General features: G+C 64.7%; 20 protein-coding genes. 13 read left to right on the top strand and 7 right to left on the bottom strand.

What is annotated here, in order from left to right; genetic code table 11:
• The first annotated feature begins 58 nt into the window (after nucleotides 1–58).
• The 5 genes from R5N89_RS08315 to R5N89_RS08295 all read left to right on the top strand — a co-directional run bounded on the left by R5N89_RS08315 (nucleotide 59) and on the right by R5N89_RS08295 (nucleotide 5,012).
• On the top strand, nucleotides 59–949 hold the full coding sequence (locus R5N89_RS08315; RefSeq protein ID WP_110567605.1) for an NrtR DNA-binding winged helix domain-containing protein: 891 nt from the start codon (nucleotides 59–61) through the stop codon (nucleotides 947–949).
• A gap of 140 nt (nucleotides 950–1,089) precedes the next feature.
• Nucleotides 1,090–2,070 carry a quinolinate synthase NadA gene (gene nadA / locus R5N89_RS08310; protein ID WP_110567607.1) on the top strand — a complete coding sequence of 327 codons (981 nt, stop codon included), beginning with the start codon at nucleotides 1,090–1,092 and terminating at the stop codon, nucleotides 2,068–2,070.
• A complete protein-coding gene (locus tag R5N89_RS08305; protein WP_110567608.1) occupies nucleotides 2,067–3,602 on the top strand; it encodes an L-aspartate oxidase in 1,536 nt (511 codons plus the stop codon). The genes nadA and R5N89_RS08305 overlap by 4 nt, the downstream gene beginning before the upstream one ends.
• Nucleotides 3,603–3,619: 17 nt before the next feature.
• Nucleotides 3,620–4,474, top strand: coding sequence for a carboxylating nicotinate-nucleotide diphosphorylase (gene nadC, locus R5N89_RS08300; protein WP_110567610.1), 855 nt, complete (start codon nucleotides 3,620–3,622; stop codon nucleotides 4,472–4,474).
• A gap of 40 nt (nucleotides 4,475–4,514) precedes the next feature.
• A complete protein-coding gene (locus R5N89_RS08295) occupies nucleotides 4,515–5,012 on the top strand; it encodes a hypothetical protein (RefSeq protein WP_208624632.1) in 498 nt (165 codons plus the stop codon).
• A gap of 27 nt (nucleotides 5,013–5,039) precedes the next feature.
• On the opposite strand, the gene R5N89_RS08290 is transcribed toward R5N89_RS08295, so the two are convergent.
• Entirely contained in the window at nucleotides 5,040–5,942 is a 903-nt protein-coding gene (locus R5N89_RS08290; RefSeq protein ID WP_167400826.1) for a LysR family transcriptional regulator, read from the bottom strand.
• 48 nt (nucleotides 5,943–5,990) lie between these two features.
• On the opposite strand from R5N89_RS08290, the gene R5N89_RS08285 reads away from it, so the two are divergent.
• From R5N89_RS08285 to R5N89_RS08270, 4 genes are all read left to right on the top strand, one after another.
• Nucleotides 5,991–6,158, top strand: a complete 168-nt coding sequence (locus R5N89_RS08285) for a hypothetical protein (RefSeq protein WP_167400827.1) — start codon at nucleotides 5,991–5,993, stop codon at nucleotides 6,156–6,158.
• Nucleotides 6,159–6,231: 73 nt separating this feature from the next.
• Nucleotides 6,232–7,701 carry an NAD-dependent succinate-semialdehyde dehydrogenase gene (locus tag R5N89_RS08280; RefSeq protein ID WP_110567612.1) on the top strand — a complete coding sequence of 490 codons (1,470 nt, stop codon included), beginning with the start codon at nucleotides 6,232–6,234 and terminating at the stop codon, nucleotides 7,699–7,701.
• A gap of 39 nt (nucleotides 7,702–7,740) precedes the next feature.
• Nucleotides 7,741–9,000 carry a DNA repair exonuclease gene (locus R5N89_RS08275; protein ID WP_244192078.1) on the top strand — a complete coding sequence of 420 codons (1,260 nt, stop codon included), beginning with the start codon at nucleotides 7,741–7,743 and terminating at the stop codon, nucleotides 8,998–9,000.
• Nucleotides 8,987–12,499 carry a YhaN family protein gene (locus R5N89_RS08270; protein WP_110567616.1) on the top strand — a complete coding sequence of 1,171 codons (3,513 nt, stop codon included), beginning with the start codon at nucleotides 8,987–8,989 and terminating at the stop codon, nucleotides 12,497–12,499. The genes R5N89_RS08275 and R5N89_RS08270 overlap by 14 nt, the downstream gene beginning before the upstream one ends.
• A 132-nt stretch (nucleotides 12,500–12,631) precedes the next feature.
• Here the strand turns inward: R5N89_RS08270 and R5N89_RS08265 are convergent, their stop codons facing one another.
• The 5 genes from R5N89_RS08265 to R5N89_RS08245 all read right to left on the bottom strand — a co-directional run bounded on the left by R5N89_RS08265 (nucleotide 12,632) and on the right by R5N89_RS08245 (nucleotide 18,494).
• Nucleotides 12,632–12,865 carry a hypothetical protein gene (locus R5N89_RS08265; protein WP_244192079.1) on the bottom strand — a complete coding sequence of 78 codons (234 nt, stop codon included), beginning with the start codon at nucleotides 12,863–12,865 and terminating at the stop codon, nucleotides 12,632–12,634.
• Between the two features lie 154 nt (nucleotides 12,866–13,019).
• Complete coding sequence (locus tag R5N89_RS08260; protein WP_061271879.1) at nucleotides 13,020–13,226, bottom strand: cold-shock protein; 207 nt, start codon at nucleotides 13,224–13,226, stop codon at nucleotides 13,020–13,022.
• A gap of 226 nt (nucleotides 13,227–13,452) precedes the next feature.
• Nucleotides 13,453–14,142: a Fe2+-dependent dioxygenase gene (locus tag R5N89_RS08255; protein WP_110567620.1), complete on the bottom strand. Its 690-nt coding sequence runs from the start codon at nucleotides 14,140–14,142 to the stop codon at nucleotides 13,453–13,455.
• A gap of 31 nt (nucleotides 14,143–14,173) precedes the next feature.
• Nucleotides 14,174–16,582 carry a TonB-dependent siderophore receptor gene (locus tag R5N89_RS08250; RefSeq protein ID WP_110567622.1) on the bottom strand — a complete coding sequence of 803 codons (2,409 nt, stop codon included), beginning with the start codon at nucleotides 16,580–16,582 and terminating at the stop codon, nucleotides 14,174–14,176.
• Between the two features lie 184 nt (nucleotides 16,583–16,766).
• On the bottom strand, nucleotides 16,767–18,494 hold the full coding sequence (locus tag R5N89_RS08245; protein WP_110567624.1) for a carbohydrate porin: 1,728 nt from the start codon (nucleotides 18,492–18,494) through the stop codon (nucleotides 16,767–16,769).
• 507 nt (nucleotides 18,495–19,001) lie between these two features.
• Between R5N89_RS08245 and R5N89_RS08240 the strand changes: the two genes are divergently transcribed.
• Nucleotides 19,002–20,138 (top strand): cell wall metabolism sensor histidine kinase WalK, encoded by a 1,137-nt coding sequence (locus R5N89_RS08240; protein ID WP_265001330.1) that lies wholly within the window; start codon nucleotides 19,002–19,004, stop codon nucleotides 20,136–20,138.
• Between the two features lie 105 nt (nucleotides 20,139–20,243).
• On the opposite strand, the gene R5N89_RS08235 is transcribed toward R5N89_RS08240, so the two are convergent.
• Nucleotides 20,244–21,149 carry a LysR family transcriptional regulator gene (locus R5N89_RS08235; protein WP_110567626.1) on the bottom strand — a complete coding sequence of 302 codons (906 nt, stop codon included), beginning with the start codon at nucleotides 21,147–21,149 and terminating at the stop codon, nucleotides 20,244–20,246.
• Nucleotides 21,150–21,267: 118 nt separating this feature from the next.
• Here R5N89_RS08235 and R5N89_RS08230 point away from each other — a divergent pair, with 118 nt between their 5' ends.
• From R5N89_RS08230 to R5N89_RS08220, 3 genes are all read left to right on the top strand, one after another.
• Nucleotides 21,268–22,980 carry an NAD-dependent malic enzyme gene (locus R5N89_RS08230; RefSeq protein WP_110567628.1) on the top strand — a complete coding sequence of 571 codons (1,713 nt, stop codon included), beginning with the start codon at nucleotides 21,268–21,270 and terminating at the stop codon, nucleotides 22,978–22,980.
• A gap of 318 nt (nucleotides 22,981–23,298) precedes the next feature.
• Nucleotides 23,299–25,377: an FUSC family protein gene (locus R5N89_RS08225; RefSeq protein ID WP_110567630.1), complete on the top strand. Its 2,079-nt coding sequence runs from the start codon at nucleotides 23,299–23,301 to the stop codon at nucleotides 25,375–25,377.
• Nucleotides 25,378–25,557: 180 nt separating this feature from the next.
• Complete coding sequence (locus R5N89_RS08220) at nucleotides 25,558–26,508, top strand: LysR family transcriptional regulator (RefSeq protein WP_110567632.1); 951 nt, start codon at nucleotides 25,558–25,560, stop codon at nucleotides 26,506–26,508.
• Nucleotides 26,509–26,512 lie beyond the last annotated feature (4 nt).

Genomic DNA, 26,512 nt, shown 5'->3' with positions numbered 1-26,512 from the left:
AATCGCTCCCCAAACCGGGCCGGGGCGTGATAGGTTTCCGCCCGCCATGACAACCCATATGATGATCGAGCTGATCGCCGTGCTGACGGCCGTGCGGGGGGATGTTCCGCAGGTTATGACCATCGACCATGGGCGGCAGCTGCCTTCCGGCCCGCTGGAAAGCACGCACCGCTCGCTGCAGGCGGGCGTCAGGGCATGGGTCGAGCGCCAGACCGGCCACCCCATCGGGCATGTCGAGCAGCTCTATACCTTTGCCGATCATGACCGCATCCTTGCCACCACGCAGGGGCGGATGATCGCCATTTCCTATCTTGCCCTCACGCGCAGCCACGCGGGCGAGACGGGGTGGCGTGACTGGTACGACTACTTCCCGTGGGAGAACTGCAAGAGCGACGAGGGCCGCGCCAGCCTGGCCCTGATCGAGCGCCTGCTGTGCCACTGGGTGGCGGGCATGGGCCATGCCGCCGGGCGCGTGCGGCAGTGGCAGCGCTGTGTCAGCCTGTTCGCCATTGGCGACATGGTGGCCTGGAATGACGAACTGGTGCTCCAGCGCTACGAACTGCTGTATGAGGCCGGGCTGGTGGCCGAGGCGGGCTGCCCGCCCGATCGCGCGGTGCCGGGGCAGTCCATGCACCATGACCATCGTCGCATTCTGGCAACGGCCATGGCGCGGTTGCGTGCAAGAATACGTTATCGCCCGGTTGTGTTTGAACTCATGCCCGAGGCCTTCACCCTGCTCCAGCTCCAGCGCGTGATGGAAAGCCTGTCAGGCGTGCATGTGCACAAGCAGAATTTCCGTCGCCTGATCATGCAGCAGCAACTGGTTGAAGAAACTGGCGAAATCGAGGAACACACCGGCGGTCGCCCGGCCCGTCTGTTCCGCTTCTGTGGCGAGGTGCGGCAGGCGCGGCAGTTCGTTGGCACCAAGATCCCGCTGGTGCAGCCCTGAGCGGGGCGGGGCGCACCTCACGAAAATCCTGATTGACAAGCGGGCTGTTTCGCTCTGGAAGTGTGGGGCCGGTCCCTGCGGCCCAACTTATACTCAATATGAGCATAAATGGCATGCGGGAACGGAAAGGGAGAACAGGCATGAACCAGATTGCGCCACGTGGCAAAACGGACGGGCTGTATGACCGGGTGCGTCATCTGGTCCCCGAAATGGAATGGGAGACCTTTGTCGAGGACATCCGCGCGATCGAGGTCCTCAAGCGCGAGCGCAACGCCGTCATTCTGGCGCATAACTACCAGACGCCGGAAATCTTCCATTGCGTGTCCGATATCCGTGGCGACAGCCTCGCCCTGGCGCGTGAGGCGCAGAATACGGATGCCGACGTGATCGTGATGGCGGGCGTGCATTTCATGGCCGAGACCGCCAAGATGCTCAACCCGCACAGCACCGTGCTGATCCCTGACCTCAGGGCAGGCTGCTCGCTGGCCGATTCCATCACGGGGGCCGACGTGCGCCTGCTGCGCCAGCGCTACCCCGGCGTGCCGGTGGTGACGTATGTAAACACCTCCGCCGAGGTGAAGGCCGAGAGCGACATCTGCTGCACCTCGGGCAATGCAAAGCGCGTGGTGGAAAGCCTGGGCACCGACCGGGTCATCATGATCCCCGATGAATATCTGGCCCGCAACATCGAGGCCGAGACCGGCATCAAGATGATCACCTGGGCTGGTCACTGCGAGGTGCATGAGCGCTTTACGCCGGGCGAGATCGAGCGCATGCGCGCCGACCACCCCGGCCTCGTGGTGCTTGCCCACCCCGAATGTCCGCCCGAGGTCGTGGCGGTATCGGATTTCAGCGGCTCCACCGCCATGATGGATGATTACGTGCGCGACCATAAGGGCGGCCGCATCCTGCTGGTGACAGAGTGTTCCATGAGTGACAACCTGGCCGTGCGCTATCCGCAGACCGAGTTCATCCGCCCGTGCAACATGTGCCCGCACATGAAGCGCATCACGCTGGCCAATATCCGCCAGTCACTGGAAAACATGACGCATGAGGTCACGCTCGACCCGGCAATGGCCAGCCGTGGCCGCCGTGCCGTCGAGCGCATGCTGGCGATATGACCGCGCTCCCGCCCCTGCCATCGCTTGTGGGGCAGCCGCTCATCGTGGGGGCGGGGCTGGCGGGGGTGATGACCGCGCTCTCCACCACGCGGCCGTGCGTGCTGCTGTGCGCGGGCAGACTTGATGAACTTCGCCCGCCGCCCGCCGCAAGCTGGCTGGCGCAGGGTGGTCTGGCCGCTGCCATTGGCGCGGATGATACGCCCGCCCTGCACGCGGCCGACACGCTGGCGGCAGGCGCTGGCCTGTGCGACCCCGCTATAGTGGCGCGGGTAACCGATGATGGCCCCGCCGCAGTCCGGCGCCTTGCAGCCCTGGGCGTGGCATGGGACCGCAACCCCGATGGCAGCCTGCAACGCGGGCTGGAGGCCGCCCATGCGCGCCGCCGCATCGTGCATGCAGGCGAGGACGCGACGGGAGCCGCCATCATGCGCGCCCTGATCGCCCGTGTGCGGCACACCCCGCGCATTACAGTCATCGAGCAGGCGCGGGCTCGTGATCTGGTGCTGCATGATGGCGCGGTGGCCGGGCTGCGGGTGGTTGTTGCGGGGGAGGAGGCAACCCTGCCTGCCACCGCCATCGTGCTGGCCACGGGCGGCGTGGGCGGGCTGTTTGCCGATACCACCAACCCGGCAGGGGCCACAGGCAGCGGGCTTGCCATTGCCGCGCGCGCGGGCGCCGTGCTGGGCAATATGGAGTTCGTGCAGTTTCATCCTACCGCCCTTTCCGCCGGGGCGGATGGGCAGCGCCTGTGTCTTGTCAGCGAGGCCGTGCGGGGCGAAGGCGCCACCCTGATCGATGAAACCGGTGCCCGCTTTACCGAGGAACTTGCCACGCGTGACACCGTATCGCGCGCGGTGTGGCGGCACATGATGGAAGGGCATACGGTCTATCTCGATGCCCGCAAGGCTATCGGGGCGGCCTTTACGCAGCATTTCCCCGCCATTTCCGCGCTGTGCGCGGCGCATGGCATTGATCCGCTCACGCAGCCCATCCCCGTAAGGCCTGCTGCCCATTACCATATGGGCGGCGTGGTGGTTGACCATGCGGGGCGCACCGGCGTGCCGGGCCTGTGGGCTGCGGGCGAGGTCGCCTGCACCGGCCTGCATGGGGCCAACCGGCTGGCCAGCAATTCCCTGCTTGAGGCGGTGTCGTTCGGCACATGGATCGGCCAGGCGCTTGATGGCCATGATCGGCCGGTCCGGTCGGTGGCCAGCGTGGCTGCTACAGGGCCACAATGGATGCCCCCGCCGGTTGGCCTGCGGCGGCTCATGAGCCGTTATGCCGGTGTCATTCGCAGCGGGGCGGAACTTGAGGCCGGGCTGGCGCAGGTGCTGGCCCAGCCTGAAAGCGATGCCCGGCTGGTCTGTGCCGCCATCATGCACGCGGCCCTGATGCGCGCCGAAAGCCGGGGCGGCCATTTCCGCAGCGATTATCCGCACGCCGCACCCACGCCCCATGCCTCGCGCCTGACACTGGCGGAACTTACCCGCCTGAGCACGCAGATGGACGCGCCCATGGCGACCCCCCAATGAAGGAAAGAAACGCCCCCATGCTCCACCCCTTGCCCGACATCATGCTCGAACCCCTCGTGCGCGCGGGCCTGCTGGAGGATCTGGGCCGCGCGGGCGATCTCACCACCGATGCCGTGATCGGGGAGGGCGATACCATCGTCCGCGCCGCCTTTGTGGCGCGGCAGGAAGGCGTGATCGCGGGGCTGGATATGGCGCGCCTGTCCTTTGCCCTGATGGACCGGCGCATCACGTTTGCCCCAAAGGTGCGTGATGGCGGCAGGGTCGGGCCGGGCGACGTGCTGGCCACGGTGGAAGGTCCGGCACGCGGCATCCTGTCGGGCGAGCGGGTGGGGCTGAACTTCCTGTCGCATCTCAGCGGCATTGCCACGGCCACGGCTGCGGTGGTTGACCTCGTGCGGCCTTACCGCGCCCGCATCACCTGCACGCGCAAGACCATGCCCGGCCTGCGCGCCATCCAGAAATATGCCGTGCGGGCAGGCGGCGGCGGCAACCACCGTTTTGGCCTTGATGATGCGATCCTGATCAAGGACAACCACCTCGCCTTTGCCGGTGGCGTCAGGCCCGCGGTCGAGCGCGCGCGGGCGGCGGCAGGCCATCTGGTGCGCATCGAACTGGAAGTGGACACGCTGGAACAGTTGCGCGAAGGGCTGGAAACCGGCGGCGTGGATGTGTTCCTGCTTGATAACATGCCGCCCGACACGCTGCGCGAAGCCGTGAAACTGGTGGATGGCCGCGCCATAACCGAGGCTTCGGGCGGGATAACGCCCGATACGGTCACCGCCGTGGCGAAGGCAGGGGTGGACCTGATCTCGCTGGGCTGGCTGACGCATACCGTGCGTGTCATGGATATCGGGCTGGATTACCAGCCCTGATCCTGTAGGAAGGAAGGGATTGTAACATGAGGAAACCGTCATGCCCCATCTTTCCGCCCGGTACCCCCGCCGCCTTGCGGTTCTTGCGCTTGCAGGCGGCCTGATGACGGGCGCAGGCGTGGCTCATGCCCAGCCTTACATGCAGCAGCAGATGCAGCAGGATGCACAGCAGCGCATGCAACGCGACCAGCAGCGCCAGCAGATGGACCAGCAGTTCCGCCAGCAGCAGATGCAGCTTGACCAGCAGCGCGAGCAGATGCGCATGCAGCGTGACCAGCAGCGCCAGCAGATGGATCAGCAGTTCCGTCAGCAGCAGATGCAGCTTGACCAGCAGGCCTGGCAGATGGGCAACCAGCCCGGCGGCCGCGAGCAGATCGAGCGCCAGCGCGAGCAGATGCGCATGCAGCGCGACCAGCAGCGCCAGCAGATGGATCAGCAGTTCCGCCAGCAGGAAGAGCAGCTTGGCCAGCAGCGCCAGCAGATGCAAATGCAACAGCAGCAGCAGATGCAGCAGTTCGGTCAGGGATGGGGCCGATAGGCACGCCCCTGGCGTAAAGTCCCGGCCCTACCTGAGGGCGAAGATGTCGCGCATGTCCATGCTCGCCGCAATCTCCCATACCCGCACGGTCAATGCGGTGGGCAGGGACTGCGTCAGCCGTGCCAGCCCGACTTCGGGCGCGGCGCATGGCCCCAGCGGGCGCACCTGCAGCCGGCCATGCCCCGTATGGGTGGGCAGGGCCGCAACGGGCAGGATGCTGGCCAGGCGCCCGGCCAGCAGCTCGGCATACAGCACCTCGAGCGAGTTGGTTTCCAGCACGATGCTCGGCGTCACGCCCGCCGCGCGAAAAGCCTCATCCACGATCTGGCGGGTGCGCATTTCCGTGCTCAGCAGGCATAGCGGCAGGTCGGCCAGCGTGTGCCACTCGCGTCGGCCCGCGGGCAGCACGAACGGCTCGGCGGCCACCAGCACGTGCTGTTCAGTGTAAAGCGGCAGGGCCTCAAAGGGGCCATCGGGCGGGATCTGGTCAAGATAGACCAGCCCCAGATCAAGCTGCTGCTGGCGCAGGCGGTGGATGGTATCGGCAGATGAACCAAGCCGCACCTGCAGGTGCAGGCCGGGGATGGCGGTGCGAAAACTTTCCAGCAGCACGGGCGAGGCCTGGAGTGCTGGCGGCATCAGGCCGATGGACAGCGACCCGCCCGCCACCGCCTGCGCGAAGGCGGCTTCCTGCCGCAGGCCATCAAGGGCTGCCAGCGTCTGGCGCGCCCAGTCGAGCACGCGCTGCCCCTCATCGGTCAGGCCATTGAAGCGGCGGGTGCGGCGGATGATGGTAATGCCCAGTTCGGTCTCGAGCTGGCGTATGGCCGAGGAGAGCGCGGGCTGCGACACGCCGCAGCTTTCCGCCGCGCGGGAGAAATGCCGGTAGCGATCAAGCGCTATGAGGTAAGTCAGTTGCCGCAGAAACACGCCACATCCATCCTGATAAAAACGGCCTCATACTTATATGATAACGGCATGGCGCACCACTGGCCCGCATCCGGCATGGGGTGCGGAGCGAAAGGATATTCCCCCGGCGCATGGCACGCCTGCCACGGTGGCACGGCCGTCATGATCCGCGCCCGTGCGGGCAAAACGGGGCTGCAGCCACAGGCTGCGGCAGATCATGGCTCCATGCGGCATTGACGGCATCGGATGCGATCCGTGATGAAGGTACAAGCATCATCCAACCCGCCACCGCGCCTGATCGGAGCCTGACATGACCGTGCATCTCGCCAATACATCGCTTTTTCGCACGGATGCGTTCATTCATGGCGAATGGGTCCCGGCGGCAAATGGCGCGCGCCGCGCGGTGCACAACCCGGCGACCGGCGCGGCGGTGGCGGAAGTAGCGGAATGCGGGGCGGCGGATGCGGCGCGCGCCATTGAGGCAGCCGTGGCGGCACAGGCGCAATGGCGCAACCGCACCGGCGCGCAGCGGCAGGTGATCCTGGCGCGCTGGCATGATCTGGTCATGGACAATCTTGATGACCTTGCCACCCTGATCGTGACCGAGCAGGGCAAGCCGCGCGGGGAAGCGGCGGGCGAGATCCGCTATGCCGCAAGCTTCCTGTCATGGTTTGCAGCCGAGGCCATGCGTGGCTATGGCGACATAATCCCTCCCACCAACCCCGCTACCCGGCTGAGCGTGATCCGCCAGCCCGTGGGGGTGTGCGCCGCGATTACGCCATGGAATTTCCCTGCGGCCATGATTATCCGCAAGGCTGCCCCCGCCCTTGCGGCGGGGTGCGCCATGATCATCAAGCCATCGGAACTGACCCCGCTCACCGCCCTGGCGCTGGCTGAACTTGCCCATCAGGCTGGCGTGCCCGCAGGGCTGGTGCAGGTGCTGCCCGGTGATGGCGTGCGGCTGGGCAAGGCGCTGTGCGCAAGCCCCGCCATTCGCAAGCTGTCCTTTACCGGCTCGACGCAGGTCGGGCGCATTCTCATGGCGCAGTCAGCCCCCACGCTCAAGCGCCTGTCGCTTGAACTTGGCGGCAATGCGCCCTTCATCGTGTTCGAGGATGCGCATATCGAACAGGCCATCAAGAGCGCCATCGCCGCCAAATTCCGCAATGCTGGCCAGACCTGCGTGTGCGCCAACCGCTTTTTGGTGCATGACAGCATCTATGATGACTTCGCCACCCGCTTTGCCAGAGTAGTGGGCAGGCTGGAGGTGGGGCCGGGCCATGAGCCCAACTCCGTCATTGGCCCGCTCATCAGCGCACAGGCGCGCGACAAGGTGGAGGCCCATGTGCGCGATGCCGTGACAAAGGGCGCAGGCGTGCTGTGTGGCGGCACGCGCGACAGGGCAGGCGCGCTGTTCTATCGCCCCACCGTGCTGCGCGATGTAACACCCGCCATGCGCATTGCCCATGAGGAAACCTTCGGCCCCGTGGCCCCGCTCATGCGCTTTCACACCGAGGCGGAAGCCATCGCCATGGCCAATGACACGGAATATGGCCTTGCCGCCTATTTCTTCACCCGCGACCACGCCCGCGCCTGCCGCGTGGCCGAAGCGCTGGAATACGGCATGGTGGGCCATAATACCGGGCTGATCTCGAACGAGGTCGCCCCCTTTGGCGGCATCAAGCAGTCGGGCATGGGGCGCGAGGGCTCGCGCTACGGCATGGATGAATATCTGGAGATGAAATATGTCTGCACCGACATTACCGATCCGGACGCCTGATTACATTTACATCCGCTTTCAATGGAGTACGATGGTGGCATGAACGAATTCCGCTTTCTTCATGCCGCCGACCTGCATCTCGATAGCCCGCTGCGGGGCCTGGGCGTGCGCTCGGATGAATATGCCCGCCTGATTGGTGATGCCTCGCGCCGCGCCTTTAATGACATGATCGACCTTGCCATCAACCGTGAATGCCGCTTCGTGGTGCTGGCGGGCGATGTGTTTGATGGCGACCTGCGTGATGCGCAGTGCGGGCTGTTTTTCGTTAACGGCATGGCGCGGCTGAAGCAGGCGGGTATCCGCGTGTTCATGATTCTGGGCAACCATGATGCCGAGAACCGCTTTGTGCGCCACCTGCACGTGACCGATAACGTGCACCTGTTCGATACCCGCAAGGCCGAAACGCAGGTGATGGATGACCTTGGCGTGGCCGTGCATGGCCGCAGTTTTGGCCGCCGCGACGTGACCGACAATATTGCCCGGCACTACCCGCCGCCCGTGCCCGGCCTGTTCAACATCGGCATCCTGCACACCGCCTGCCAGGGGCGCGAGGGGCATGAGCCTTACGCACCCTGCACGGTCGAGCAGCTGGTCAATCATGGCTACCAGTACTGGGCGCTGGGCCATGTGCACACCCGCGAGATCCTGCATCGCGATCCCTATGTGGTCTATGCGGGCAACCTGCAGGGCCGCCACGCGCGCGAGGCCGGGCCGAAAGGGGCTTCGCTGGTGAGCGTGCGCGGGGGTGCCGTGGTGGATGTGGCGCATCAGGTGCTTGACGTGGTGCGCTGGGCCAGCGTGCGGGTTGACCTGTCCACCGCCACCACGCGCGGCGAAATGACCGGCCTGATCCGCCACGCGGTTGAGGGGCTGGTGCATGAGGCAGGCGAGCGCCCCGTTGCCCTGAGGCTGGAACTCGCAGGCGCGACAGCGCTGCATGCGGGCCTGATCCGCAACGCGCGCGACCTGACGCTGGAGGTCGAGACCGTGCTGGCCAGCATATCCGATGAGATCTGGCTCGAACGCCTCAAGGTTCATACCCACGCGCTCACCCGCGCGCCCGTGCTCGATACCTCAACCGGCGGGCGCATTGCCGCTGATATCCGCGCCAGTGCCACGCCTGAGGCCCTGCGCGCGGAACTCGATGCCATCCTTGCCGCCGTGATCGACCGCATGCCCGCCCATACCCGCACCGAGGCCCTGCGCGCGGGGCTTGCAGCCGACATACCCGCCCGCGCGGTGGACCTTGCCCTGTCATTGGTGGAAAACCCCGAAGAAAGCCACGATGCACATTCGTAACCTGCGCATCATCCGCTATGGCGCCATTGCGGATCTGGAACTCGATTTTGGTGCGGCTCCCGGCCTGCATGTCATTCATGGTCCGAACGAGGCGGGCAAAAGCACCACGCTTTCCGCCATAACGGATTTTCTGTTCGGCATTCCCAACCAGTCCGATGCCGGTGCCGTCTTTGGCAATGACCAGATCCGGCTGGAGGCCAGCCTCATGCTGGCCAACGGCGCCACGCTCGACCTGCGCCGCCGCAAGGGCCGCACCCGCACGCTGGCCGGCCTCGATGGCCAGCCGGTCAGCGATGACGTGCTGGCTCCGGCCCTTGGCGGCATGACGCGCGAGCGCTTTACCGCCCTGTTCGGCCTCAATGATGAAACCCTGCGCAGCGGGGGCGCGGCCCTGCTCCGGGCCAATGGTGATATCGGGCGGCTGATCGTGGAGGCGGGCGGCGGCCTGCGTGCCCTCATGACACGGCTGGCCGAGATCGATGAACGGCGCACGGCCCTGTTTGCCCCCCGCCGCGCGGCGGAGCGGGCCTTCTACAAGGCATCCGATGCCTTTCGCGCGGCACAGGACAGCCTGAAGGAAGCCTCGCTTACGCATGAGGCCTATACAAGCCATTGCCAGCAGCGTGACGAGGCCCGCCAGCACCGGGCTGATTGTGACCGTGAACAGGCCGAACTGCGCCGCCTGCATGCACGCCTCGAACAACTGGCCAAAGCCTTGCCCCAGCTTCACGCCCTGACCCGGCTGGAAGCTGAACGTGCCACGCTGGCCGACCTCGCCGCGCTGCCCACCGGCATGGGGGCGGAGATTACCGCCGCTCTTGATGCCAGCGCTGCCGCCCAGGCCAGCCATGCCGCGGCCCGCGTGCAGGCCCAGCGCCTGCAACAGCAGACAGAAGTGCCAGCAGAGCAGGCCCGGCTCATGGCGCAGGGCGCGCGCGTGGCGCATGTGATTGCGCTGGGGCAGGTGGTCCGCCGCGCGCGCGCGGTCCGGCCTGAACGTGACGCCAAACGCCAGCAGATCAACCTCAGCCTTGCCAGCCTGCGGCAGTGGCTCAACAAGGGCCCGGATGCCGATCTGCGCCAGTTCATGCCCGCGCGCGTGGTGCTGGAAGAAATACGCCAGCTGGCCGATGCCCAGATGCAGTGGCGCAACGCGGCCACGGCGCTCGAGCAGAAAATAGCCCAGACCGACCTTGACCTTGCCCGCAAGGCGGCACGCCTCGACACCCTGCGGGCACAGGGGCGTGACCGGCCCGTGGATGCAGATGCATCCGCCTTTGCCACCCTGCCAGCCGAGATCAAGCGCCTTGATCTGCGCAGGGATGGTCTTGCAGCCCTTCAGGCCAGGCTTGATGCGCGGCTGCAGGCATTGGGCGTGGCTACGGTTGCGGCCCTGCAGGCCCTGCCATGCCCCGATGCGCAGGCCGTGCGCGAGGCAGCCGAGGGCCAGCAGCGGCTGCGCATCCACCATGAGCGCATTACCCACGCCCTGGCTACGGAGCGCGAACGGCTGGCCAGCTTGCGCCCGGAACTTGCGCGGCTTGAGCACGCAGGCAACACCATTACGCCCGAAATGCTGCATGCCGCCCGCGTGCAGCGCGACGATGCATGGCACGCCATCCGCGATGCCTATCTGGGCGCGGACACCACCACCCCACCCGCCACGCGCCAGCACAATGCCACGATGCTGGAGAGCGCCATCACGCAGGTGGACAGCCTGTCACGCCAGTTGCTGGCACAGGCCGATCGCCTTGCCCGCATCGAGGCGCTGCGCCACGATATTACCCAGCGCACCGACACGATCGCCTGCCATGAGCGCACGGAGGCCGAAACGGCACGGCAGATTGCCCGGCACTGGCAGGAATTCATCACGCCCTTTTCCGCCATTATGGCCCATGCGGCCACGCCCGCGGCACTTGAAGCGTTCCTGCAGCAGCGCGGCGACGTGCTGGCCGAGGCCGAACAGGTCGCCACCGAGCGCACGGCTCTTGAACACGAGCACATCAGGCTGGCCGTGCAGCGTGACGGGCTGGCGCATCTGGCCCGCACGCTGGGCGTTGACGCTGATCTGCCGCCCGCCGCCTGCGTGGAGGGCGTAACCCGCGCTCTGCGCCTTCATGCCAGCGCGCATGAGGAATATGACCGCCTGCGGCATGAACATGATGACCTGCTGCCCCAACGCGCCCAGCTTGGCCAGCAGGCTGAGGCACTTGAGGCCGAACGGCAGCAATGGGCCGCCCGCTGGGCACCCGCCATGCAGGCCATTGGCCTGAACGCCGATGCCCTGCCCATGACGGGCCGTAACCTTGCCGATGAATGGGCGGCAGCGCCCGCCGCCATTGCCCAACTGGCCGAACTTGATGAAGCCACGGCGCAGGCTGCGGCAAATGAAGCCGAACTGGCGCGTGACCTTGACGGGTTGCGCCCCCATCTTGCCCTGAGCCTGCCCGCTGACGCGGCGCTGGCCGCCCACGAACTGGAACAGCACTGGCGCGAGACCGAGAAGGCCCACCACCAGCGCGAAGCCCTGCAACCCGAACTCGACAAGGCCAACCATATGGTGGCGCAGGGCGAGGCTGGCGTGCAGGCCGCCACCAGCGTGCTTGATGCGCTTCAGGCCCGCACCCACGTGCAGGGCGCTGATGCGCTGCGGCAGCTTGCCACCCGGCTGGAACAGCGTGACAGCGTGGCTGCCGCCCACGCACAGGCGCTGCATACCCTGTCCTGCATGACTGATGGCCGGTCCCCCGCCCAGCTTCATGCAGCCCTTGAGGGGCGTGACGGGCCGGAACTTCAGGCGGAACTCGCGGCGATGCAGGCCCGGCAGCAGCAGCTTGCCGCCACCCGTGATGATGCCGTGCGCACGGAGCAGCATGCCGAAAGCGCCCTTGCCGCCTTTGAGCACAATACCGATGCCCCGCAGGCCGCCGCCCGGCGCGAGGCGGCCATTACCAGCCTGCACCGCATTGTGGAGGAATATGCCGAACTGACCCTGGCGCGTAACCTGATCGCCGCCGCCATGGACCGCGTGCGCGCGCAGGTGCAGGACCCGCTGGTGCGGCAGGCGGGCCGCTTCATGGCGCAGGCGACCGATGGCGCCTTTAGCGGCATACAGACAGAACTCGATGCCGGTAATGAGCCCGTGGTGCGCGGCGTGCGCCCTGATGGCAGCACGGTGGGGGTGAGCGAGATGAGTGCGGGCACGCGCGACCAGCTTTTCCTCGCCTTCCGCCTGGCCAGCGTCGAGACCTATTGCCGCGCGACCGAACCGCTGCCCTTTATTGCCGATGACCTGCTGGTGCAGTTTGATGATGCCCGCAGCCATAGCACGCTGAGCGTGCTGGCCGAATTTGCGCGCACCACGCAGGTGCTGTTGTTCACCCATCACGACAGCATACGCGACATGGCCCGCGTCCTGCAGGGCGAAGGGGCCGCGATCAACCTGCTTGAACTGCCCGCTCTGGCCAGCACGCGCCCGGTGGCTGCAATAGAGGACTGAAAGCCTCGGGGCGCACGGACCGGCCTCTTGCTCAGGCTCGGGCAGTGACAGAATTTTTCGGGTGTTCTGCTTTTTGCAAAAAACGCCAACTGGAACGGGCCTGTGCCAGAGGGCTGACAGGGCGTAGCGTGGCTATTTGCGGCCCATCTGCCGGGCAATGGCGCGTTCGGACTGCTCGAACGCCGTCCAGTCCTGCTCGTAGCGGTCGGGCTGGGGGAAGGGTGATGAATCGCCCACGTAAGGGGTAGCTGACCCGGGCATGGCGAGGCCGCGCGAGGACGACGTGGCCGCATGGGGCAGGGGAGCGAAATGGTTCAGTGATGGTGGGGCATAAGCTGGCCCCATAGGGGCAGCAGGCAAAGCCACGCTTCCATTCCAGCCACCAGACTGGGGCATCTGCGCCCGGGCCACGGAGGCGGGCAGGCAGAGCAGGGCTATCACGATCAGCCGGAAAGCAGGCATAAGACGCAAAAAGAAGTAGAAATAAAAACGGCAGGAACCGAAGTTCCTGCCGAGTTCATCAGCCAATCTTGAGATTGACTGCAGAAGACTTGCCGTTACGGCCCCGTTCGAGGTCATACGTCACGGCCTGCCCTTCGGACAGGGTCTGCTGGCCAGCCTGCTCAACGGCAGAAATGTGCACGAAAGCATCGGCGCTTCCGTCATCAGGCTGGATAAATCCAAAGCCCTTCTGGGCGTTGAACCATTTAACTGTTCCTGCGGCCATAATTTGGCCTCCTTAGAATAACCGGCACCCCCACGCGAACATGCATGGGATCGAGACTTTTCGTTTTATCGGGGATGCCATAAGGCCGCTTGGTGTAGCTGCTCTGAAATCTTGTCCGTAGCTGAAAAGTCCAGCCGTGAGGACCTTCCTATAGAGGTTATCTGGAAATAGCACGCAAAATATTCAAAAAATCGGAAATATTTCCTTTACCCCATCGGATAATCGCTCACAGCACGCACCACTGGCGCATCATGTTATGGTAGATATTGGTTAGTGACAGCACGGCGGAATCCGCATCCCCCAGCCGTTCGCGCAGCGATGTAACCTGCATGTCGAGGTCGAACATGATCTGCCTGCGGCTTTCCTCGGCAATCATCGACTGCGACCAGAAAAATGCTGCCAGCCTGCACCCGCGCGTGACTGGCGTAACGCTGTGCAGCACCGTGGTGGGGTAGAGAATCATGTCGCCCGCGGGCAGTTTTATGGCCTGCTCGTTGCCATTGGCATGGATGGTCAGCTCGCCGCCGTCATATTCATCAGGGTCGGAGAAGAACAGCGTGGAGGACACATCGGTGCGGATGCGCGTGTGGATGCCCCCTGCGAGGATGCCGCGTATGGCGTTATCGACATGCGCGCCAAAGCGCATGCCGCCTTCATAGCGGTTGAACAGCGGCGGGCTGACCCGGTAGGGCAGCACCGCGCTGTTGAACAGGGCATTGCGCCCGAGCGCGCGCAGCACGATCTCACCCAGTTCGCGGCATGCCCCGGAATCGCGGGGCAGTTGCAGGTTGTGCTTGGTTTTGGCCGACTGCACGCCCGCCGTCTCGCGGCCATCGGTCCACTGCGCGCTTTGCAGCCGGGCGCGGCAGTGGGCGAGTTCATCGGCGTTGAGCAGGGCGGGGATGTGCAGCAGCATGGGCTAGGGCCTTGGTTGAAGGGGGGGCGGATCAGTACTGCGCCGAGATGTTGAACAGGAACGACCGGCCTACGGAAGGGGTGACGCGGTTGGAGAACAGGCTGCCGTAATTGAGCCGGTTATCAAGGTTATAGGCGTTCATGGCCACTTTCCAGTTGTTGTTGAAGCGGTGGGCGACCATGGCGTCGAACTCCACCGTGGCGGGCGCGCGGGCGGTATTGCGCTGGTCAAGCCACACGCCCTGCCGCCAGGTAATGCCGCCGCCAAAGGTCATGTTCCACGGCTTGCGCGGCGCGATCTCGTAGCTGGTCCAGGCGGTGGCCTGATTATGGGGCACGTACTGGATCTGCCCGCCCTGCCTGGATGTGGCCGAGCCTGCCTTGGTGATGGTGGGGTCATACAGCGCGTAGGTGCCATAGAACATCCAGTTGCGCAGCAGCGTGCCCGATGCGCTGAGTTCAAGCCCCTGGTTGCGCTCCTGGTCGCTGGTGGCGCTCACATCGCCCGTGCTGGGGTCGGTCTGGGTGGAATTGTTCTTCTCCAGCCGGAACAGGGCCGCCGTAAAGCCGATGCGGTCATGGAAGGCGCTGTATTTGGCGCCCACCTCATACAGCCTGCTGCGCTCGGGGGCGGCGCTCTGGCTCTTGGCGGTCATCGGCTCGGAGCTGTTGGTTACATACAGGCTGAGCGGCGTGGTGGATTCCGACCAGTTGAAATACACCATCAGGTTGCTGCGCGGGGTGTACATGATGCTGACGGAGGGGTTGATGGTGGTCTCGTTCTGGCTGTAACCCACATCGGGGGTGGCCGTGCTGCCGCCGGTTGCGCTGTAGGTGCTGTTCCAGTGATCCCACCGGAAACCTGCCTTGACCGACAGGTTTTTGGTCAGCCAAACCTGATCGGACAGGAAAAAGCCTACATCAAGCGCGGAACTGTCCTTGTAGCACTTGCGGCCCACGCCGTTGCCGATATTGACCAGACGGTTGGGGTACTGGCTGCAGTCGCCCAGCGTCAGGCCGGGCACGTAGGGCGAGGGGTTGAGCAGGCTGGTGCTGGGGCGGTTGGAGCCATAGGCGTAGTTCTGGCGGTGGTCGGTTACGTATTCGATGTCGAACCCGCCAATGATTTCGTGGCGGATATGCCCGGTCTTGAGATGCGCCACACCCGAGAACACATCCTGGATCGACCAGTCGCTCTGCCGGTAGGGTTCGGGGCCGCCCACGCCACCGTTACGCGCCACCTGCGCATTCGCCGCGTTGCCGGACAGGTAATCGGACTGGCAGGTGGCCGAGGGCACGCTGCCGTTGATCTTGTTGTTATTGTAAGCGGCGCCGGATGCCATGTTGGCGCATGATTCCTGCGAGGCCGAGAAATAGCGGTGGAAGATGCCGCCGCGCATGTCGTTATACAGCGTGAGCAGGGGGCTGACCTTGGCGGTCAGGCGGCCTGTAATCATGTCATCGCTGGTATTGTCCTGATCATAGGTGGTGCCATACCAGTTGGTGCGCTTTACGCCCCTTTCGGTTACCGGATAGCCGATGCCGCCGGTGGGGGTGACAACCGGCACGCCATAATCGGGGATGCGGTTGTCGTTCTGGTGGAAGTATTCCAGAACGAACGAGACCTTCTTGCCCAGCCCGAACGCGATGGACGGCGCAATGCCCCAGCGATGGGAATAGATATGGTCGCGCCCGACCACATTGTTCTCGTTGCCCATGCCGGTCAGGCGGAAGGCGGTGGTGCTGTTGATCTGGTAGTTCACATCCAGCGTGCCGCGATAATACGACCCGCTGCCACCCGAAAAGCTGGCCTGATAGCTGTTGCCCAGATGTGGTGTCTTGGTCACGATGTTGATGGCGCCGCCCGTGGTGCCATTGCCAAACACCTCCGATGACGGACCCTTGATGACCGAGACATGGTCATAATAGAAGCTGTCGCGCGCATAGACGCCAAAATCCCGCAGGCCGTTTTCATAAATATCGTTCTGGGCCGCGAAACCGCGGATCAGGAACTGATCGCCCGCCATGCCGCCTTCGCCTTCACCCACCGATGCGGTGATGCCGGGCACGTTTTTCAGCGCCTCATCAAGCGATTTGACGTTCTGCTGCTGCATGAGCACCTGCGGCACCACGTTCACGTTCTGGGGCGTGTGCATGGCATCTTGCGGCATGCGGCTCAGGCCGATGGATTCATGCAAGACGTTCATGGGCGAGGCCGTGACGTGGGTTACGTCAAACCCATGTTCCGCATCATGGTTGTAGGCATCGCGCGTTCCGGTGTCCTTTCCCCTGGCATCACCCGAAGGGGTGGTGGCCTGCGTATCGGTTGCGGGCACCGTGTCCTGCGCGGCATGCGCGCTGGTGGCTGCGCAGGCGAGGGCCATGGAGGCGGTGAGCAGGGAGAATGGCCTGAGTTTCTGGCGGATGGTTTTATCGGTCATATTGCAACAGCCTCTTAATTGCAGGAGGTTGCAATATCGATTCTGATAATTACTCGCAATATGGCATTACAAGGTTTGTCGGAGCGTGTCACATAATTGCAACGAATTCGCATTTGCAATAATGGCGCATGAAAAACCCCGCGCCATGTCGGGCGCGGGGCAAGGCAGGGCAGGGGCCGTGCTGTTACAGGTTGGCGATGACCTTCAGCCCCACGAGGGCTGCGTTGGGGATGTGTTTTGTCTCGCCCGGGCGGATCATGTATTCGAACTCCGGCTGCACCAGGATGCCGGGCATGGCGTCAATGGCGTAATAGGCCTCGATGATGTGGGAGTCCGTCTGCGGCGCGCGCACGGAGGCACCGAGCGCATACCCGGCCTCGTAGCGCAAGATCTGCCCTTCCTCCTTGCGGTGGCTGACATGGTGCCACGAATACATGATGCCCAGCCGGTCGGTCACGCGGGAGGGGATGACACCCGCAAATGACAGGCCGCCATAGGCTTCATCCGAGATGGATGTGACATGGGGCGTGTTATGGATGTAGCCCGCCATCAGGTAGCCACCGGCCATCTGGTTGCGCCCGCCCCGGCGGTAGACCATCTGGTCGCCTTCAAACCAGAACATGTCCATCGGCGCCGAGCGCTGGTGGCCTGCTGCCGTGCGCAGGGCGGCGGGCAGGCCGATGCCGATCTCGTCAGGGTAGCGTGTGGTGTCATGCGCGTAGCCCAGCACGTAATGCCCCGGCAGGCGGTTACGGGTCAGGAAGGGCTGCCACGTGAACTCGACCGGCAGCATTACGCCCGTCGCCTTCTCGCTGCCCCACGACCAGCCGCTGGGGTTGTCGGTCAGCGCGTTGACGGAATAGGCGCCGAACTGGATGGCGGTGTCACGCGTGGGGCGCAGGCGCAGGCGGCTGCCCCATGTGGCCTTGGGGTAGACCGAAAAGCCGGGGTCGAGCTTGAGCGCCACCGGGGCCGAGCAGGTGACCATGAACGAGCACAGCAGGGGCGATGTGGCAAACACATGGGTCAGCGCCATGCGCCCGAAGGTGATGTCGAGGTGGTTGTTCAGAAGTTTCTTTTCGGCATAGAAATCAACCAGATGCGCCACGACGTTGCCTGACAGGCCATAAACTTCCTGCAGGTTGACGTAATATTCGCCCACCCGGTCATGGCTCACGGCGCGGCCCGCGCGTTCCATCACCAGCGTATGCACCGACCAGCCCTTGATTCCGGCCATTTTCTCAAGGTCGAAGTTCACCTGCGCGGTCAGTTCATGCACGTAGCTCATGCCGCGCTGCACGCCGCCATCAATCACGCCCATTGCCTCGCCCTTGTAGGTGAAGGCGAAGCTCACCCCGTGGTCGCGCAGGCGCTTGCGCATCGGGTCGAGCAGCGGCACCAGGTGGCCGCTGCCTGCGGTGGGCACGTAGTACGGGTCTTCAAGGTCCATATCATGCTGGGCATCGATCCATGCGGGCAGCAGGCCTGATGGGCCTTCGTGGCGGGTCAGCGCATCAAGTTCGATCTGGTGGAAAGTCTTGCTGGCGCCGGGGCTGCTGACGGGGGCAACACTCATGGTCGCTAGGCCGGCGGACGGATAGACCGGCACGCCGCTGGGCGGGATGGGCGTATTGGGCGGCCTGCGGATGGCCTCGGGCTGGGGGCCAAGCCGCTCGGCATCGAGGCGCATGCTGATCTGTTCTTCCTGCGTCATGCCGGTGGAAGGCATGGCCGAGACCGCGCCGGGCGCCATGATGGAGGGCACAGGCTTCATGCCGGGGTCAACCGCCTGGGCATGGGCCTGCCAGGCCGGAACCAGCGCGGTGGTGCCTGCGGCCAGCAGCCATCCCCAGCCGGGAGGGAACGGCGCGCGCGCACGCCCTTTGGCGTGTGGGGAAATATGTCTTGTCATGTCTGTCGATTTTCTCGCGGCCCGGTCCATTACGGGACGGGGCAGGAATGCCGGGAAAAAGGGGCGCAGGCCTCAGCCGGGAGGCTGGACCATGAGCATGGCAGGAAAAACGACAGGCGCGCTGTTGCGCGGGAGGGAGTAAATCATGATTTGAAGCACCATTGTTCTTGTTTTTTTAGAAGATTGTTTAAAATAAACCGCCGGTAAGAATAAAAGTTTTCAGATCCCGTCTTTTTTTAAGGCGGTGTTGTGGCGACGCTTTCGTAAAAAAACATCACCGGACCGCATGCGGGTTGCAGGCTTTTTCAGACAATCTTCAAGCTTGAGGCGATGATGACCTAAAGTTATAAAATTGTCAAACAATAAATAACTATATTAATTTTGCGATGCACAAATTGTAATTTTCTTTCGTAAATCATTCTGGTTTCCGCGGCTCTCCCATTCATGGTATCGCGCCCGTAGTGCCGTTGGCAGGCTCGCTAGGGGGGGAAGGGTGTGTCGGCGCTTGTGCTTGTAGTGATGGGTTTCATGGCGGGGGCGTTGCTTGGGGGCATTGCCGTGCGGCGTTATGGCGCGGTGGGGCGGCTGTCGGGTGACTTTGCGCGCCTGCAGGCCGAGCCCGTGGGCGCGGATGAGGATGCGGTGCAGGTCGATGATCTGCCCGTGTCGCTGCTGGTACTGACGCGGGGCGGGCGCCTGCTGCATGCCGGTGCCCGCGCGCAAATGGAATTTGCCGAGGGGCTTGGCATGTTCGTGCGCCACCCGGCCCTGCAGCGCGCCGTGGCCGAACTGCGCCCCGGCGGCGTAGCGGAGGTCACCATCGAGGCCGACGTGCCGGTGCGCCGCGTGGTGCAGGCCTTTGTCAGGGCAGGGGCATGGCACGGACAGCCCGCCTGCGTTGTGGTGCTGCTTGATGCAACGGCGCGTGACGCGCTTGATCGCGCGCGCAGTGACTTCGTGGCCCATGCCAGCCACGAACTGCGCACGCCGCTTGCCGCCCTGACCGGCTTTATCGAGACCTTGCAGGGCCCGGCGGCCAATGATGCCACGGCACGGCACAAATTCCTTGCCATCATGGCCCGGCAGGCCAGCCGCATGCAGCGCCTGATCGACCGGCTGCTCTACCTTTCGCGCGTGCAGATGCTCGAGCACCAGCGCCCGCAGGGCATGATTGCGGTGGCCGACCTGTTCGCCCGCTTTAATGATGAGGTGCAGGGCAAGCCCGAGGCCGATCGCGCGGCCCTGGTGCTTCATCCTGCCCCCGCAGGCGCATTGCGTGGTGATGCGGACCAGATATTGCAGGTGCTGGTCAACCTGAGCGAGAACGCCCTGCGTTATGGCAGGCCGCCGTCAGTCGAACCACGCATCGAAATCGCGGCGCAATGGCAGGATAATGGCGGCCTGCTGCTCTCGGTGCGTGACAACGGGCCGGGCATCGCACCCGAGCATCTGCCACGCCTGACCGAGCGGTTCTACCGTGTCTCACCCGCGCCGGGGGCAGGGGGCGAGCAGGGCACCGGGCTTGGGCTGGCCATCGTGCGCCATATCGTTGACCGCCATGGCGGGCGGCTCGACATAACCAGCGTGCCGGGGCAGGGCACCTGCTGCGCGGTGTGGTTGCCGGGCAGCACGAATGTCCCGTAATTATCGATCCTGATTATTTTTAAAGCTGTTATCTGTGCGTAAGGGAGTCTGTTCATGACAGGTGCCGCGACATATCGCACCCCGACCCATCCCGGCTGATCGGGCCTATGTGCCGAAATAGGCCTGCCGCAACTCCTTGCGCACGAAATCGAGGAACAGCCGCGTGCGTGAGGGCAGGTGTGTGCGCGAGGGGTAGACCGCGCACAGCGTCACGTCCTCCCACCTGTAGGTACTGAGGCATTCGATCAGCCTGCCGCATTTCAGGTCATCGGCAATGTCCCACAGCACCTTGAGCGCAATGCCGCGCCCGCTCACTGCCCAGTCATGCACCACCTCGCTGCTTGATGTGGCGAGGCGGGGGGTAACCTGCACTTCCTTGCGGGCCTTGCCATCAAAATACACCCATTCATTAAAGATGCGCTGGCGGCGGATCAGGCAGATGCAGTCATGCTTGAGCAGGTCGTGCGGGGTGGCGGGCAGGCCCTTGCGGTCACGGTAATCGGGTGAGGCGCAGACTACGCGGCGGCTGTTGATCAGGCTGGTGGTCATCACCTCCTGATCGGGCGGCCTGCCGGGGCGGATGGCGATGTCCAGCCCGTCATCAATCACATCCAGCCCGGCATCGGACAGGGTGAGCTGCACCGTCACCTCGGGGTACTGCTCCACAAAGGCGGCCACCACGCCCGCAAGCATCTTGCGCCCGATCTCCGATGGCACGCCCACGCGCAGCAGCCCGCGCGGAATGCCCGCGCGCGCGGTCAGTTCCGCTTCCGCCTCTTCTACTTCCTGCATGATGCGCACGGCATGCTCGTGCAGGCGCTGCCCTTCCGCCGTGAGCGCGAAATGGCGCGAGGTGCGGGTGACCAGCCGGGTGCCCAGCCGGGCTTCCATGGTGCTCAGCCTGCGGCTCATGGCGGCGGGCGAGAGGCCCATGGCGCGCGCGCACCCCGCAATGCTGCCCGCCGCGGCAAGGATACAGAAAAATCTCAGGTCACTGATCTCGTCGGGCAACTGGCGGCTCCATGATTGCGTTTGGCGTACGGTTGGCGTGCATGCCCATGCCCTACACGAAGATGTGCAGATCCGTATCCTGCGCCTCTTTCAATCGTTATCACAATGTCGGGTCATTATGTCGGATACAGCGCGGGCCATGCTTTCCTCTTCCCTCAAAACAGCTTTGTCTGGCAGGGAACTTCTGGATTGCCCTGTGCTGAACAAGGGAAATGCATTCGACAGGCGTGAACGTGACCTGTTCGGGCTGCATGGCCTGCTGCCCGCCAGCGTGGCGACCCTGGCCGAACAGGCCGATCTCGCCCGTGCCCGGCTGGCCGAACTGCCAGACAATTTTGCGCGACATATTGCGCTACGCGAAATCCAGGACCGGAACGAAACGCTTTTCTACGCCATTATCGACGAGGCGCTCGAGGCCTGGCTGCCCATCATCTACACCCCGGCCATCGGGCGGGCGTGCCGTGAGTTCAGCCATATCTGGACCCGCCCGCGCGGCCTGTTCCTGAGCTATGCCGCGCACCGGGGCCGCATTGCCGAGATCCTGGCCAACCCGCAGTTTGATGATGTGCGCGTGATCGTGGCGAGCGATGGCGGCAGTATCCTTGGCATTGGCGACCAGGGGGCCAATGGCATGGGCATCCCCATTGGCAAGCTCTCGCTCTACACCGCGTGTGGCGGCCTCGATCCGGCCCGCGCGCTGCCCGTCCTGCTTGATATGGGCACCGATAACGAGACCCTGCTGGCCGACCCCGAATATATTGGCTGGCGACATGCCCGCGTGCGCGGCGCGGACTATGATGCCTTCATTGCCGAATTCGTGCAGGCCGTGAACACGCGCTGGCCCAATATCGCCCTGCATTGGGAAGACCTTTCGGGTGCCGACGCGCTGCGCATCCTGCGCCGCTACCGGGGCGAAATGTGCACCTATAATGATGATATTCAGGGCACGGCGGGCGTTACCGCCGGCGCGCTGCTCGCGGCCATAAAAGCCGGGGGGGCTGCGCTGGATGCCCAGAAGATCGTCATTTTTGGCGCGGGTGGCGCAGGGTGCGGCATTGCCGACCTGCTTGCGCAGATGATGGTGGCAGGCGGCATGACGGCGCAGGAGGCCAGCCGCCGCTTTTTCATGGTCGATATCAACGGCCTCGTGCGCGAGGGCATGCCGGGCGTGACCGAAGGCCAGCAGCCCTTTGCCCAGCCTGCCGATATTGCGGCGGGCTGGCGCGTGGATGATGCCGCCCACATCACGCTGGCCGAGGTCATGGCCCATGTGCAGCCCACCATGCTGATCGGCACGTCAGGGCAGGGCGGGGCGTTCACGCGCGAGATCGTGGCCCCCATGGCCCGGCAGGCGGCGCGGCCCATCATCTTCGCGCTGTCCAACCCCACCGCCAATATCGAGGCCACACCTGCCGACTTGCTGGCATGGACGCAGGGGCGCGCGATTATCGGCACGGGCGGCCCGTTCGCGCCGGTGGAGCATGACGGTCGCCTGCGCCCGGTTGACCAGATCAACAATTCCTATGTCTTTCCCGGCGTGGGGCTGGCCGTGGTGGCCGGTGGCATCACGCGCATGACCGATGGCATGTTCCTTGCCGCAGCCCATGCGCTGGCCGCCCTCTCGCCCGCAGCCGGGGCAGCCGACCCCACGACAGCCCCGCTGCTGCCCCCCGTATCGGAACTGCGGCTTGTCGCCACCGCCGTGGCCCGCGCCGTCATTGCGCAGGGGCAGAAGGAAGGCGTGGCCCCGCAGGCCCCGGCCCATGAAGTCGAGACCGCCCTGCGCGACGCGGTGTGGACTGCCCGCTATCGTCCGTATGAGAAAGCCTGAATCCCGGTATTTTTCAGATGGAAGCGTGTGCAGGCAACGCCCTGATGCCAAATGATGAAAGGCCCCCTATGCCGCCTTTTTTCAAGAATGCGGCGTTTTAGTGCGGCGTTCCGTAAAAAGCATTGGCACGACACTCCTGTGCCTGACAGGCGATTGCGCGGACAGGTTTTGCATAAAGACCATGCCTGCCGTGACGTTACCCTGCCCATGCGCCCCGGCCCGATGCGGAGCCGTGTTCTGAGGTCGCCATGCCTGCGCATCAAAGCAGCCTGCCCGGTATCGGGCTGTAACCTGCCCCCTCAGGGCAGGGCGGGCTAGATGGATCTGTCCCGCTTCCTCATGCCCAACCCGGTTGCTCGCCTTCGCTGGCCACTGGGGATGGACTGGCTACGCTGGCTGCTCTGCCCTACGCCGCAGGCCGTGGGCTTTGCGCTGCGCAATACGGCGGCCTCGCTCATCGCCCTTGCCATTGCGTTGTGGATGGAACTCGACAGCCCGCAATGGGCGGTGGCCACCGTGTGGTCGGTTGCCCAGGTGCGGCGCGGGGAGAGCATGTCCAAGGCGCGGTGGCGCATCGTGGGCACGCTGGTCGGCGCGGTGGCGGCGGTCGTGTTCATCGGGGCGTTTCCGCAGCAGTCATGGCTGTTTTTTCCTGCCGTTGCGACGTGGATCGGGCTGTGCAGCTTTCTGGCCACGTTCTGCCTCAACTTCCGTTCCTATGCGTTCGTGCTGTCGGGCTACACATGCTCGATCATTGCGGTGGCGGCGGCATCCGAGCCCGATAACGTGTTTTTCATCGCCATGTCGCGCGCGAGTTATATCGTGCTGGGCGTGGTGTGCGAGGCGGCGATGGGGGTGCTGTTCACCTTCAACCTCGCCACACGCGCGCAGGCCACCATGGTGGGGCAGGTGGAGACCGTACTGCACCGCCTCGGTGGCCTGCTGCGCGAGATCGTGCTGCATGAGCGTGACACGCTGGTCCATGCCGGTGAGTTTTCCGGTATGCTGATATCGGTGCATCAGGGGCTGGAGTTCCCGGCCATCGAGATGGGGCGGCAGGTACATGCGGGCGACCATGCCCGCGCGGTGCTGGCCGAGGTCTCGATTCTGGTGACACGTCTTGTTGGCCTGTCTGGCGGCGCGGAGCGGGCCATGCTGGCCGATGACGCGGCCCTGGCCGATACGCGCGGGCAGCTTCTGCATCTGTGTGATCGGCTGGCCACCTGCCGCCTTGAGGCTGGCGCGCTGGATGAACTGTACGAGCAGGTCACGCATCTGCGCGTTTTGTTCGAGCAGCGTGCCGCGCGGGGCGCGCATGAGATGGCCCGCGTGACCCATGGCGTGCTGGCCGCCACCATGGATGACCTGCAGACAGCGCTTGACCACGCCTATGCCATTTTCAGCCCGCCGCCGCATGACCGCTTCCGCTTTCATCTCGGTGGCCACCGCGATATCCGCCTGGCATTCCATAACGGGCTGCGGGGGGCTGCGGCCATCATGCTTGCCGCCCTTGTCTATGAATGTACGGCATGGCCAGGCGGCATGGGGTTCATTGCCATCACCACGCTGGTGTGCGGGCTGTTCGCCACGCGCGAGAACCCGGTGGTGGCCACCACGCGCTTCCTGTCTGGGGCCGTGTGGTCCGCCGTGGCGGCGGGGTGCCTCAGCCTGTGGCTCATTCCGTATCTGAGTGATTATGAGGAACTGGCCTTTGTGCTGGGCATCTTCCTGTTCGTTGGCGGGCTTGCCAAGTGCAACCGGGGCACGGCGGGGGCTGCGGCGGCCTACGGGCTGCTCATGCCCAACCTGCTCATGACCGGCAACCAGAGCCGGGTGGATGAGATCGCCTTCCTCAACAACGCGCTGCACACGGTGCTGGCGGTGGGGCTGAGCGTGCTGGTGTTCCGTCTTGTGCTGCCGTTCAGGGCGCGGGCCGAGCGGCTGCGTTTTGGCGCGCATATGCGTGGTGAACTGCGGCGGCTGTGCCTTGTGCCGCTGCTGCCTTCGCCCCAGTGGTGGATCGGCACGAGCGTTGACCGGATCGGGCGCATGGTGCGCCACGCGGCACAGGCGGGCGATCATACGGCGGGTGGCGGCATCCGGCTCATGCTCATGTTCTCATCCGTGGGGCTGAACATCCTGCTGCTGCGCGCGCTCAAGCGGCAGCGGCGCGATGCCGCGACGGACATCATCACCACCCTGCTACGCGCGCTGGTGCGCTACAGGCCCATCAGCCCGCGCGGGGTGGCCCTGGTGCGGGCGGCACGCAGGCGGCTGGCCCGGCTGGAAAAAGCCGACCCCGGCAATGGAAGGCTGCTTGAGGTGCTGGCCTGCCTTGATGGCATTGCCCGCACGGCCACGGCCTGCCTGAGTGCGATGGAAGCGGGAGTGGAATAATATCCCGCCTGCATGCAGGGGCATAAGACCGGAAGTTAATGGGTGTCGTCTTTTTGAAAAAAGCTTCACCAAGAATTTTTTACTGATTTCAGTCAGGTTACGGATTGGTCAAATCCGGTTTTTTTATGATAATCGCAACGCATCCGGTCCGGTTGCGGCCAAGGGGGAGACGCACGGAGCATGAGAAAACGCTATGATCTCGACCTGCTCCGCAGCCTTCAGGCCCTGATCGAGGAGGAAGGCGTCTCGCACGCGGCGCGCAGGCTGCAGATGAGCGAGGCCGCCATGAGCCGCAGCCTCGCCAAGCTGCGCGTGGTGTTCAATGATCCGATTCTGGTGGCATCGGGGCGGCGCATGGTGGTCACGACCTTTGCGCTCGGCCTGCGCGAGCGGCTGCGGGCCATTGTCGATGGCGCCGATTCATTGCTTGAAGAGCAGGACACCCCCGATATTGCCAGCCTGTCGCCGCATTTCATGCTGCGCGCCAATGACCTGATTGTCGGCGCGTTCGGTGCGGCCATTCTCGCCGCCCTGCGCCATGACTGCCCCGGCTGCACCCTGACCTTCGTGCCTGAAACGGATGATGAACCCAGCAACGACCTGCGCGAAGGGCATATCGACCTGTATCTGGGGGCCTCGGATGACATGCGGCCCGAAATACGCCGCCAGAGCATCTTCCCCACTGCGTTCCGTGGCCTCGTGCGGGCCGATCACCCCATTCTGGCGGAAGGGATCACGCCGGAATCAATCGCGCGGTATGAACATATCAGCGTGTCGCGCCGGGGCAGGCTGCATGGGCCGATCGATGCGGTGCTCAAGGAACAGTTTGGCCTGCGACGCCACGTGGTGATGGTGGTACCCACCTATTACGCCATGGTCGAGACCCTGCGCATGACCGACATGATCCTGCCGCTGCCGGGCATCGCCATCGATTACCTGCCCATCCGCTCCATGCACCTGGCCGAGTTCGAATTTCCCTTCGCCCTGCCTACGGTGCATTCCTTTCAGGCATGGCACCCCAGGCGCGATGGCGACCCGGTGCATCGCTGGCTGCGCAATACGGTGTATCGCGTCGTGCGCGAGCGTGGCGGAGGCCTGCCGGAGGGGTTTGCCCCCCCGTCAGGCCCGTAGGGGA

Origin of the sequence: Komagataeibacter sucrofermentans DSM 15973, from assembly GCF_040581405.1 — a bacterium.
GTDB classification, from domain to species: Bacteria; Pseudomonadota; Alphaproteobacteria; order Acetobacterales; family Acetobacteraceae; genus Komagataeibacter; species Komagataeibacter sucrofermentans.
This window is presented reverse-complemented; position numbering and strand designations above follow the sequence as displayed.